The sequence below is a fragment of the Crocosphaera sp. Alani8 genome (assembly GCF_038442745.1).
In the GTDB taxonomy this organism is placed as follows: domain Bacteria; phylum Cyanobacteriota; class Cyanobacteriia; order Cyanobacteriales; family Microcystaceae; genus Crocosphaera.
This window is the reverse complement of record NZ_JARVCN010000085.1, coordinates 1-11,068: the sequence shown is the minus strand read 5'-3', so window position 1 is coordinate 11,068 and position 11,068 is coordinate 1. Positions and strand designations below refer to the sequence as shown.

At 38.9% G+C, this 11,068-nt stretch carries 12 protein-coding genes; 6 read left to right on the top strand and 6 right to left on the bottom strand.

The window, feature by feature from the left end:
- Positions 1–15: 15 nt before the first annotated feature.
- The 4 genes from P9B04_RS06345 to P9B04_RS06330 all read right to left on the bottom strand — a co-directional run bounded on the left by P9B04_RS06345 (position 16) and on the right by P9B04_RS06330 (position 2,878).
- Positions 16–387, bottom strand: a complete 372-nt coding sequence (locus P9B04_RS06345; RefSeq protein ID WP_342054155.1) for a hypothetical protein — start codon at positions 385–387, stop codon at positions 16–18.
- 287 nt (positions 388–674) lie between these two features.
- On the bottom strand, positions 675–1,505 hold the full coding sequence (gene cysH, locus P9B04_RS06340) for a phosphoadenosine phosphosulfate reductase (RefSeq protein ID WP_342054154.1): 831 nt from the start codon (positions 1,503–1,505) through the stop codon (positions 675–677).
- A gap of 172 nt (positions 1,506–1,677) precedes the next feature.
- Positions 1,678–2,307, bottom strand: a complete 630-nt coding sequence (locus P9B04_RS06335; RefSeq protein ID WP_342054153.1) for a DedA family protein — start codon at positions 2,305–2,307, stop codon at positions 1,678–1,680.
- Positions 2,308–2,407: 100 nt separating this feature from the next.
- Entirely contained in the window at positions 2,408–2,878 is a 471-nt protein-coding gene (locus P9B04_RS06330; RefSeq protein WP_342054152.1) for a hypothetical protein, read from the bottom strand.
- Positions 2,879–2,972: 94 nt separating this feature from the next.
- Between P9B04_RS06330 and pth the strand changes: the two genes are divergently transcribed.
- Both pth and P9B04_RS06320 read left to right on the top strand, forming a co-directional pair.
- Positions 2,973–3,587 carry an aminoacyl-tRNA hydrolase gene (gene pth, locus P9B04_RS06325; RefSeq protein ID WP_342054151.1) on the top strand — a complete coding sequence of 205 codons (615 nt, stop codon included), beginning with the start codon at positions 2,973–2,975 and terminating at the stop codon, positions 3,585–3,587.
- Positions 3,588–3,632: 45 nt separating this feature from the next.
- A complete protein-coding gene (locus P9B04_RS06320) occupies positions 3,633–3,956 on the top strand; it encodes a 30S ribosomal protein PSRP-3 (protein ID WP_342054156.1) in 324 nt (107 codons plus the stop codon).
- 64 nt (positions 3,957–4,020) lie between these two features.
- On the opposite strand, the gene P9B04_RS06315 is transcribed toward P9B04_RS06320, so the two are convergent.
- Positions 4,021–5,646 carry a glycoside hydrolase family 57 protein gene (locus P9B04_RS06315; RefSeq protein WP_342054150.1) on the bottom strand — a complete coding sequence of 542 codons (1,626 nt, stop codon included), beginning with the start codon at positions 5,644–5,646 and terminating at the stop codon, positions 4,021–4,023.
- Between the two features lie 158 nt (positions 5,647–5,804).
- On the opposite strand from P9B04_RS06315, the gene P9B04_RS06310 reads away from it, so the two are divergent.
- The 4 genes from P9B04_RS06310 (at position 5,805) to P9B04_RS06295 (ending at position 10,506) form a co-directional block, all read left to right on the top strand.
- Entirely contained in the window at positions 5,805–6,950 is a 1,146-nt protein-coding gene (locus tag P9B04_RS06310; RefSeq protein ID WP_342054149.1) for a histidine kinase, read from the top strand.
- A gap of 91 nt (positions 6,951–7,041) precedes the next feature.
- Positions 7,042–7,743, top strand: a complete 702-nt coding sequence (locus P9B04_RS06305) for a hypothetical protein (RefSeq protein WP_342054148.1) — start codon at positions 7,042–7,044, stop codon at positions 7,741–7,743.
- Positions 7,744–7,873: 130 nt separating this feature from the next.
- Complete coding sequence (locus P9B04_RS06300; protein ID WP_342054147.1) at positions 7,874–9,433, top strand: mechanosensitive ion channel; 1,560 nt, start codon at positions 7,874–7,876, stop codon at positions 9,431–9,433.
- Between the two features lie 101 nt (positions 9,434–9,534).
- Positions 9,535–10,506 (top strand): class I SAM-dependent methyltransferase, encoded by a 972-nt coding sequence (locus P9B04_RS06295; protein WP_342054146.1) that lies wholly within the window; start codon positions 9,535–9,537, stop codon positions 10,504–10,506.
- 213 nt (positions 10,507–10,719) lie between these two features.
- On the opposite strand, the gene P9B04_RS06290 is transcribed toward P9B04_RS06295, so the two are convergent.
- Positions 10,720–10,989 carry a hypothetical protein gene (locus tag P9B04_RS06290; RefSeq protein ID WP_342054145.1) on the bottom strand — a complete coding sequence of 90 codons (270 nt, stop codon included), beginning with the start codon at positions 10,987–10,989 and terminating at the stop codon, positions 10,720–10,722.
- Positions 10,990–11,068: the final 79 nt, after the last annotated feature.

Sequence of the window (11,068 nt, the reverse complement as noted above, 5' to 3'; positions counted from 1 at the left end):
TATGTACAGGTATGTCTAGTATTGTACAGGTTTTTGTCTTCTAGAAAAACCTCTTAAGAGGATAAGACTAAAACTTTCAAGAATTACTGGGTTAGGTGTTTCAATTTCAATAAAGTGATTTGGATCGGAACGATCCCGAAAAAAAGCTCGAAAGTCCCCATTTGATGCGGTTGCACCAGCACCAAACATATTACCAATATTAACACTAGGGTTAGCATTAGTAGGAGATGTATTAATAATTTGCGTTCCTTGACTCAGATCAAAGAGATCATCGGTTATTTGTTGAGCTAATAACTTTGATGAAAATGTAATGGTGGACAAACAAGTAACAGTAGCACTTAAGACTAGAGTTTTCCAAGAAGTATTTTGAAAGTAAGTGTGAAACATTAATTCTCCTAGCTTATCTGTTTGCTCAGATAGTACGGTTTTAAAGTTCCCCAAAAACTGGGCATACTAACTCTAGTAACTCAGTAAATTAATGACACCATTTTAAAATCTAGCCAAGATATCAGCGTTGGTTTTGGTTATAACAGGAATTCGACAAAACCCTTCAACACTACCACAATAGCATTGAGGGGTCTTGTCACAGGTTAAGTTGAGATACTCAGACATTTCTCCTTAAGATGATAACTAAGTAGATGAAAAATGTTCTAATTATCATTTGTACGGGTATATTAAAGGGTACTAGAATCTAAACTTTCGGCGGCTTCAGGAGATAGGTCTAAATGTAAGCCACACTCTTGTTTAACACCATGAAAACGACTATCTCTTTCGCTTTCATCATCAGCTGTTACTGGGCGACTAGAGTGCCAATCTCCGACGGTAACATAGCCTTTATCAAAATAGGGATGATAAGGCAAATCGTGTGCCGTTAAATAATGATAAATGTCCCGAGAATTCCAGGTCAAAATAGGATAAACTTTATATTGATTTCCTTGTAGTTCAACTCGTTCTAAGGACTTTCTGTGATCTGTTTGTTGACGACGTAATCCAGCTAACCAAGCAGTGGCTTTCAGTTCTTTTAATGCTCGTTGCATCGGTTCTACTTTACGGATAAAATCGTAACGATTAAGAGAATTTAAATCGTGTTGGTTCCAAAGTTTACCATACAGAGCTTCCATTCTTGCAGGGGTTAAAGGAGACTGATAAACTTTTAAATTAAGTTTGAGGCGATCGCTTAATTCATCGGCAAAACGGTATGTTTCGGCTGGAAGATACCCTGTGTCTACCCAAACAACGGGAATATCTGGTATCACCTGTGTTACTAAGTGCAACATAACAGCCGCCTGAATACCAAAACTGGTACTCATGATCAATCCTTCTCCAAAGGTATCCTTTGCCCATTCAACAACCTCTTGAGCGTTGGCATTCTCTAGGGTTTGGTTTACTTCATTTAAGGATAATTTTGGCTGATAAAGTTGGGGAGTCTGGGTGTTGTAGTGATGTTCAGAAATCTGATGATTATCTACATGGGAGTCGATGAGATGTAGATTAGACTGAGGCATACAGTAGTCTTTCCCTTACGTTCAATAATCTTGCTTTTGGGCTGTAACGGAACAATCAAAGATTGATAATTACCAATCCTAATTCTATTGTACCGTGGTTTATCCAGGGAAATTGTATCAATTGCAATGATTATCTTAAGGACTGAATGGTATTATAAACCTCCAACGCTTGTCAATCTTGCCTTTCTAATCGAGGTTTACCAAATTCCCACCACAACGTAATTCCTAGCCATCCAATCACACCAATTAACGCTACAATACCAAACTGAGCGATCCAATGGATTAATTGTGGTAAAGGAACCAATCGTCCTACAAAAAAGGAAACAGTTACCATAATCGAAGCCCAAACTGTTGCCCCTCCCAGGTTACACAATAAAAACCTATGATATGGCATTTGGACGATACCGGCAATGGGACCGGCAAACACTCTTAAAAGGGTGACGAAACGACCAAAAAATACTGCTTTGGCAGCATTTTTACCGAATTTTTTCCTAACTTCTTCTAATTTTTCCGAGGGAATATTGAAAAAGCTCCCCACTTTAACTAATAATGGCCAACCACCCCAACGACCAAGCCAATAACCAAAATTGTCCCCAATAACAGCACCTGCGATCGCACTTCCTAAAACGATCCAGTAGTTTAATTCTCCGCTTCCAGCTAAAAAACCACCTACAATGGTGATGGTTTCTCCGGGAAGAGGTATTCCAGTATTTTCCAAGGCAATGCCAATAAATACCGCCCAATACCCGTATTGACGGGCAATTTCTTGAATGTTATCGAGTGACAGAAGTTCTATTGACATCTAAGGAAAACTTTACAAAGGTTTACGTTGTATTCATATCTTGACCTATTTTGCCGAGAAGTGTCAATGAGTTGTAAATTCAGAATTGTAAATCTCTGTTTTAACCATACTTTTTTAACCACTTTTGAGCCTCTTCTCTGATAATAGTATCAACATTATCCCTTGTTAGATTTGGCCAATAAAATTGAATGTCATTATATTTTAAATCATATACGGCATTCCACAACAAATAGAAATCATAAATTTCTTCTAGGTAACCCCAAGATAGAGACAATTCATAAATTTCTCCTAACATTTTTTCTTGGGATACTTTCCCCACTAAAAAATCTCTTAAAATTACAGAGGTATAAGCAAAAACTGCTGTTTTTCCTGTTAACTCAGCTAGGTTAAAATCTTCAAGGGTTTTGTTAACATAATAAGTCACTTCCCAACGATCATTGACAGGGGTTAGTCCTGCTAAAATGCGAAGATTAGGACTATCGTAACCTAAAATCAATAAAGCGATCGCCCATTCAATAATATCTTCTATAGGAACAGATAACGTATAAAAAACCTGTGCTTTAGTAAACATAAATCGTCAAACCCTTGATTTTTTGCTCAATCAATTAAAATCTGTATCTATTTTAAGATAGAATAAGAAATTGAAATATATAAGAATCAGCTAAATGCCTCCAGCAAAATCTAACTCATTAATCATTCCTCAATTAATTGTCGGCTTAGGAAATCCTGAACCAAAATACGATAAAACCCGTCATAATATTGGTTTTGAAATAGTTGATATTTTAGCTGAAAATTGGCAATTTTATTGGAAAGAAAACCGACGTTTTCAAGGAACAATAGCAGAGGGAAACAGCCGAAATCAGCAAAAAATTTATCTCCTTAAACCTTCTACTTATATGAACCGTTCTGGTCAATCTGTACGGGCAGTAACAGACTGGTATAAACTGCAGCCTAGAGATGTTTTGGTCATTTATGATGATATGGATTTAGCCATTGGTCGCCTGAGAATGCGTTTATCAGGATCAGCAGGGGGTCATAATGGGATGAAATCCATTATTTCTCATTTGGGAGGACAAAATTTTCCTCGTTTACGTATCGGTATTGGCAAATCAAATCAAATAGATAACACTATTTCCCATGTTTTAGGGCGTTTTTCCCCCGACGAATGGAAAATTATGGATAAAACCTTCCCTCTGGTGGTTGATGCCATCGAAACCAGTTTAAAAGAGGGTGTTGAAAAAGCAATGAGTCTATTTAATAGCAAAACAGTAACCAAATAGGTTATAATAATAAGTTGTCTATGATTAGATACTATTGTCATTTATCTGGAGGAGCAATTGGACCCTAGATTTATATTAAAAGTGCTATGGTTGGATGCGAATGTAGCGATCGCTGTAGATCAAGTAGTAGGGAAAGGAACCAGTCCTTTGACTGCTTATTTTTTCTGGCCGCGCAACGATGCCTGGCAACAATTAAAAGATGAGTTAGAAGCCAAACACTGGATATTAGAAGCTGAAAGAATTGAAGTATTAAATAAAGCTACAGAAGTGATTAACTATTGGCAGGATCTCCGTAACCAAGGTAAAAGCATTACCATGAAGGAAGCACAAAGCAAGTTTCCAGAAGTTACTTTTAGTGGAAGTAATTAAAGATTATTCTGGAATGAAAAAAATGAAGAATGCAGAATGTAGAAGAGATAATTCTTTTCATTCTTCATTTTTTTGCTTTAAATGCTTCCCATTTCTTTTCCTTGGAAGAGCGGTAAACTCGGTAGTCGATATTAGGAAAAATATTATCAACCGCCTCAATGCTCTCCAGTAAGGTACTGTTAACCGTTCCTAGTTGAAAATCATCATAAATTTGATTAAAGCGGAGGAGATGTGTTTTTGTGCGTTCAACAGCGTAAGAAACCATCGTTCCAGTTCGCATAATAAAAGCCCAGTCAGAAGATTGAGCCAATAACAACTCTCTAGCCGCCTGATTTAAAGCCCTTTCTTCTAGTTTATCAGCCGGTTCAACGTTCCCCAATTCTATCATCCGCTCTGTGGCTTCGTGGAGGTGGGGATAAATCCAGGTATTAGAATCATTAAGCCAAAACTCATGAAACCCCTTATAACCCCAACTGGACTGAGCGAGACGACACAACTGTTGAGTGGGATTATGGCGTAGATAATCGGCCAAATGAACCATATCAAAGGTATTTTGGTCGTACCAAGTTTTGCGGAATAAATAATCGAGGAACCAGGGACCTTCGTACCACCAATGACCAAATAATTCAGCATCATAAGGGGCAACCACAACCGGAGAACGTTGCATCATATTGGCTAAATGGGCAATTTGTTGCTCACGATTATACATAAAATTTCCGGCGTGTTCGGCCGCCTTTTCTCGCGCCCAGTAAGGATCATAAAGGGCTTTATCGTCCATATTGCCCTGAGTATTAGTAATTTTGTGGTATTTAATCCCCGTATTTTTCCGTTGACCATTGGGCATGATATATGGCTTGATGTAGTCGTAGTCTGCTTCCCAACCCAAATCTTTGTAAAATTCCCGATATTCTGGATCACCAGGGTAGCCCATTTTAGAAGACCAAACCTGACTAGAAGACTCGTGATCCCGCCCAAAAGCCGCTACCCCTGCTTCCGTGAACACAGGAGCATAAGTACCGTAACGGGGGCGAGGATGACCGTACAAAATACCATGACCATCGATGATAAAGTAACGTAACCCGGCTTTGGCCAACATAGTTTCTAACCCCTCATAATAGGCGCATTCTGGTAGCCAGATACCCTTCGGGGGGCGACCAAACGCCTCATGATAATGATCACAGGCCACCTTAATTTGCGCCCATACCGCTTGAGGATACATATTCATCAACGGTAGATAGCCGTGAGTTGCCCCAGAAGTCATAATTTCCAGGTTATTGCTTTCTAAAAATTGTTTAAAACCACTAATTAAATCCCCCTGATACTGTTCCCAAGTGGTACGAATTTGAGTAAATTCTTGGTGATAGAATTCCGCTAAATAGCGGATATGACCGTTGTGTTGATTATTTTCAATTTCTCTGATGACCAGTTCTTGTAACTTAGCGAGATGGTCATTGTAGCGTTCTTGCAAGAGGGAATCTTGTAGCATAGACACCAGAGGAGGTGTCAGACTGATGGTCATTTTGAAATCGATGCCATCCCGTTGTAGACCTTCAAAAATCCGCAGCAGGGGAATGTAGGTTTCTGTAATGGCTTCATAAAGCCACTCCTCCTCCAAAACATAATCCCGTTCCGGATGCCTTACAAAAGGGAGATGAGCATGAAGGACAAGAGCAACATAGCCAAGAGCCATAATCGTTTTCAACCATTACAGTGAAGTTTTTACCATTAAGCTTTAATATTAAGTGTAGTTGATTTTATACTATCTTAAGAATTTAGAATAAAATAGATAGAGAAAATCCCTTGTTCAAAAAACCTTCCTTTTCCGTCAGTGTAGAGTGTTAAGTTGCAGTGCTAGAACCACCCAAACATCAAACAACCTCTGAAAGCGATCAGGCTGCATCTATTCAATTACTGTTGTTTGTGGATGAGCGTCCCAGCTCTCATGAGTATATCCAACCCATCCGAGATTACATCAAAACAGTCAGCCAAAATTGTACTTGTCAGTTAGAAATCATTGAGATTCACGAGCAACCCCACCTAGTGGAGCATTTTCGCTTGGTTGCTACCCCGGCCTTGGTTAAAGTGATCCCAGAACCCCGACAAACCCTAGCAGGTAGTAATCTAGTCAACCAGTTGCAAAAATGGTGGCCAAAATGGATTTCATCCCTAGAAGAAAATCATAATCAAGAGAAATCCCCCGAACAATCCACTCATATGGGATATTCAGCCGAACTTATGCGGCTTTCCGATGAGATATTCCGTCTGAAAAAAGATAAAGAAAACTTGCAAGAGCAACTCAAGTTCAAAGATCAAGTATTAGCCATGTTAGCCCACGACTTACGCAGTCCCCTAACTGCGGCTTCTATTGCAGTAGAAACCTTAGAACTAGCACAGGATCAAGACGACAGCGAAAAAAGACAAAAACTCACAACCCAACTATTCAATCAAACCCGTAACCAATTTCGGGTAATGAATCGTCTGATCACAGACATTTTACAAGCTTCTAAAAGTATGAATGCTCAGTTGCACGTTCAACAGACAGAAGTATTTTTACCCAGACTCTCCAAAGAAATCCTAGCGCAATATAAAGAATCATTAAAAGAAAAATCTTTAACATTAGTCGAGGACATCCCTCAAGACGTGCCTCCAGTTTATGCAGACGAAGAATTAATCCGTCAGGTGATTGTCAACTTGATCGACAATGGGATTAAATATACACCAGGGGGAGGACAAATTACCCTGTCAATTCTCCACCGAACTAGTCAAAAAGTACAAGTAAGTATTTCTGACACAGGGCCAGGTATTCCCGAGGAAAAACAGGAACGAATTTTTGAAGGCCACTTCCGTTTGCAACGGGATCAAGAAAAAGAAGGCTATGGATTAGGGTTATCTTTATGTCGTAAAATTATTCGTGTCCACTACGGCCAAATTTGGGTCGACAGTGTACCAGGACAAGGTAGTTGCTTCCATTTCACGTTACCTGTTTATCGTTAAGGGTAAACATGGGTAATCTCTGTAGTAGGGGTCTATTTAGATTTACTCCACCGACTAGAAAAGACAAGATTCGATCAACCATACAACCGATATGCGTAAAGCTTTAATTATCGTCAATGCTCAGGTAAAAGCTGAAGGTACCATTTATTTAGCTTCTCCTGCAACCGAAAAAATGGTTATGGCACTAGAAAAAGCCATTCATGCTGATGATTCCTCAACTCAGGTTGAAGTAATGGCAGCAGCCACACTATGGTCAAAAAATGCTCAGGTTCCCCAATCCGATTCCCGTATCGTCTATTGTCCCCTAACTATAGAAGTTCCTCCCAGTCTATCCTTTCCTGGACAAAAAATTTACCAAGACTGCAAAGATGTCAAAAGAAGAAGACAGTGGGTTGATGAAATGTTAGGCTACAAAACCAGTATCGGTGATACCTCCTTGGGAGATTTGTGGCTACCCATTGCCGTTACTTCCACAGAATTAATTTATGGGGAGATTATTGGAGAAGGCGCATTTCCTAATTCTTACGAACAACCCATTACCTTGAAAAAGTCCTTACGCCGTTCCTTACACGATCTAGCCCAGGGGTTACTAGAGTCCCTGGATGCTCCCACATCCCTGTACTTGTTACAGTTTAGTCTCAAAGGTCAAAACATTGTTTTTGATCGCCTATGGCCCTTTCCAGCGGCTCCTGCTATCGCTTCTTTAGCCTATCCCCATCCCAATTTATTCGCTGGCTACTGGAACTGTTTAACCCATCAACCCCTTCCCAGTTTGACGGGAACTCCCTCTTAGGGCAGAGCAACTAGATTATGCTCGACGGTTAGAGATAGTCTCGGTTAAGTTGACCAATTTTGAACATTAGGTTGGTATTTCGTTATATTAAAACCGAAAATATACCGCTTAATGTTTCAAAGGTTAAACCATGACTATGTTGACCCGCTGGTTTCTTGTACAAGAAACCCCAATTGTTGATCCTGCTTTATTGAATCGACTTTTTACCGATGGCTGGACCTTGATACAAGGTCTACTCATCCTCTTGGTTGGTTGGATTATTGCCTCCATTATCAAGGGTGGCGTTAAAAAACTTCTCAACAGTACAGAAATCGATAATCAAATCGCTGCTTGGATTGCAGGAGATGATTCATCGGGTAGTTCCATTCCTATCGAAGAATGGATATCGAATTTTGCCTATTGGCTGATTATTCTCTTTGCTGTAGTTGCTTTTTTAAACACCTTGCAACTGGAGGCGGTTTATCAACCTCTCAATTCCCTTTTAGGAGAAATTACCAGTTTCTTACCCAAACTGTTGGGAGCAGGGGTTCTCTCCGCTATTGCTTGGTTATTAGCTACCTTGTCGAAGATGATCATCACCCGAGTTTTGGGGAGTTTTAATCTCGAACAACGTTTAGGAGAAGGGAGTGAAGAACTCTCGGTAGCTCAAACTATCGGTAACGCTGTTTACTGGTTTATTTTCTTACTGTTTTTACCCTCAATCCTCAGTACCCTCAATCTCGAGGGAACCTTAGTTCCAGTACAAGGACTTCTAGACGAAATTTTAGCGATCATTCCTAACATCCTTGGAGCGGTGATTATCGCTGCTGTGGGTTGGGTTGTGGCTAAAATTATTCAACGGGTAGTTAGCAGTTTATTGGCTACAACCCCTATCAATCAGTTGGGGGAAAAGTTTGGCTTATCGGGTGATGCTAATGGCAACTCCTTATCCAGTATTATTGGTACGGTTGTCAACGTTTTAATCTTAATCCCCGTCGCCATAACTGCTTTGGACGCGTTGCAAATCCAAGCTATTTCCCAACCAGCTACGGAAATGCTTAATCAAGTCCTAACTCTTCTGCCAAAATTATTTGCATCTACTATTGTTTTAGGATTGGCTTATGTTGGGGGACAATATCTCTCAGACATGGTGAGCAATGTCTTAAATAGTGTCGGCTTCAATAACATTTTCCAATGGTTGGGTATTGTTCAAACCCCCCAAACTACAGAAACCACCAGCGAAGAAACTTCTACCCCCACTCAAAGTAAAACTCCCTCAGAAATTGCAGGGATTGTTGTTCTAGTCGCGGCAATGTTGATTGCTTCTTTGACTGCGGTAGACATTCTCGAAATCGAAGCCCTGAGAACAGTGGTGGGAACTTTATTAGCGATCGCTGGTCAAGTTCTAGTGGGTTTAGCTGTTTTGGCGTTGGGACTGTATTTGGCTAATCTTTGCTTTAATTTAATTACCAGTTCTGGTACTCGTCAAGCTAAATTTTTGGGTCATACTGCTCGTATTTCTATTCTTATCTTTGTAGTGGCAATGGCTTTACAACAGATGGGAATTGCTCCAAATATCGTTAATTTAGCTTTTGGTTTATTGGTAGGAGGTATTGCCGCCGCCATTGCTTTGTCCTTCGGTTTAGGAGGGAGAGAAGTTGCAGCGGAACAACTGCGGGAATGGTTAAGTAATATCAAAAAAGAAGATTAGGACTTGCTTCGCAACAAAATGACAAATTACCCCGACTATAATTTTTAGTATAGTTGGGGCAGTGTTTCCCAGGTTAAAATTCAGAAACAGAGTAATTGAGTATGTTATCTTTTATCACAAGATTGAAAAAAATAAAAAATCTTATCATAGCAAAAATTGACAAAATACTGCTAAATCAATTACGAACTGAAGAAACCATTAAATTGTTACCAGAAATATCTGCAGATCAAAGAACTCAAACAATTATTCTTAATAAACACTCTAGAGTATTAGAGGAAGTAAAATCTTTACTACAAGAAAACTTAGAAAAGACAAGTCTTTCTTCTCATACCTTACCGAATAAAACCACTGAAACCGATCAACAAGAAACAAAAGAAGCAAGTCCAATTCCTTTTTTTCAAGCTGACTTTTACCAAAGAATTAATCAACGTCGTTTAGAACATTTAGCCAGTCTAAATCTCCCCATAGCGGATTCTACTGTTTTGGAGGTAGGAGCAGGTATTGGTGATCACACCAGTTTTTTTACTGATCGTGGATGTCAGATAGTTAGCACTGAATCTAGACCAGAAAATTTAGACGTTATTCGTAGTCGCTATCCTAAAATTAGAGTAGAACAGTTGGATTTAGATTACCCTAAACCAGAATTTCAAGAACTATTTGATATTGTCTATTGCTATGGACTATTATACCATCTCAAAAAACCGGCAGAAGCTATTGCTTTTATGGCAAAAAGAACTCCAAAAATGTTGTTATTAGAAACTTGTGTTTCTTTTGGAGAAAAAGCCGCTGTTAATTTTTGCGAAGAACCCACAATTAATCCCACTCAAAGTTCTTCTGGTACTGGATGCCGCCCCACAAGAATTTGGATTTATGAGCAACTTAAACAACATTTTCAATATGTCTATTTACCTCTAACACAACCAAATCATGAGCAGTTTCCTATAAAATGGGACAGTCAGAATACTCAAAGAGATCAATGGGATTTAGCTCGTTCCATTTTTATCGCATCCCATCAAGCTTTATCTAATCCATTATTAACAGAAGAGCTATTAAGCATTCAAGAGAAACACTAAAAACTTGGGTTCGGTGTTAGGAGTTCGGAGTTCAGGTTTGAATCTTTTTTAACTTTTTCAAGATATCCCTCTTCTGTCACTCTCCGAGTTTAAGAAACAATAAATCAAACAATTTGTGCAGAGAAAAAATAGTTGAAGCTGATTTATTGCATCGATCAAATTATGAAAACCCAAAATCTATTTTTACCATACTAACCTTGATAGAACTTAGATTTATTGTTTTTTTGATGTGGATACAGATTCTAAATTAAAATATTTGGAGAAAGATTTATTAGCATAACTATCCCTATTCTCACCTAAAGCACTCCAAAAAGAGTGATTCGGTTTTAAAATCTTTGTTTGTGGCTCAGGTGGAAAAACTAAACTACTTCCAGATTCAGCATTGATCGCTAATGAATAAATCTTTTGATAAAAATTATGATGTTTTTGAAGAATTTGTAAATCATTTTTTAGTGAAGATGAGCGTAAACCTAGAGAAATCATACAAAAAATTACTACAATAATAAAGCCTGGCGTGGGGACACAAAAAGCTATAAGCTAGATTTAATAAGGGATATAGCCC

What these genes read in the sequence shown, in the direction of transcription:
- P9B04_RS06315 (WP_342054150.1), bottom strand. Translation starts at nt 5,646, where the DNA reads ATGGCTCTTGGCTATGTTGCTCTTGTCCTTCATGCTCATCTCCCTTTT.
- P9B04_RS06295 (WP_342054146.1), top strand. Translation starts at nt 9,535, where the DNA reads ATGTTATCTTTTATCACAAGATTGAAAAAAATAAAAAATCTTATCATA.
- P9B04_RS06345 (WP_342054155.1), bottom strand. Translation starts at nt 387, where the DNA reads ATGTTTCACACTTACTTTCAAAATACTTCTTGGAAAACTCTAGTCTTA.
- cysH (WP_342054154.1), bottom strand. Translation starts at nt 1,505, where the DNA reads ATGCCTCAGTCTAATCTACATCTCATCGACTCCCATGTAGATAATCAT.
- P9B04_RS06335 (WP_342054153.1), bottom strand. Translation starts at nt 2,307, where the DNA reads ATGTCAATAGAACTTCTGTCACTCGATAACATTCAAGAAATTGCCCGT.
- P9B04_RS06305 (WP_342054148.1), top strand. Translation starts at nt 7,042, where the DNA reads ATGCGTAAAGCTTTAATTATCGTCAATGCTCAGGTAAAAGCTGAAGGT.
- P9B04_RS06290 (WP_342054145.1), bottom strand. Translation starts at nt 10,989, where the DNA reads ATGATTTCTCTAGGTTTACGCTCATCTTCACTAAAAAATGATTTACAA.
- P9B04_RS06330 (WP_342054152.1), bottom strand. Translation starts at nt 2,878, where the DNA reads ATGTTTACTAAAGCACAGGTTTTTTATACGTTATCTGTTCCTATAGAA.
- pth (WP_342054151.1), top strand. Translation starts at nt 2,973, where the DNA reads ATGCCTCCAGCAAAATCTAACTCATTAATCATTCCTCAATTAATTGTC.
- P9B04_RS06300 (WP_342054147.1), top strand. Translation starts at nt 7,874, where the DNA reads ATGACTATGTTGACCCGCTGGTTTCTTGTACAAGAAACCCCAATTGTT.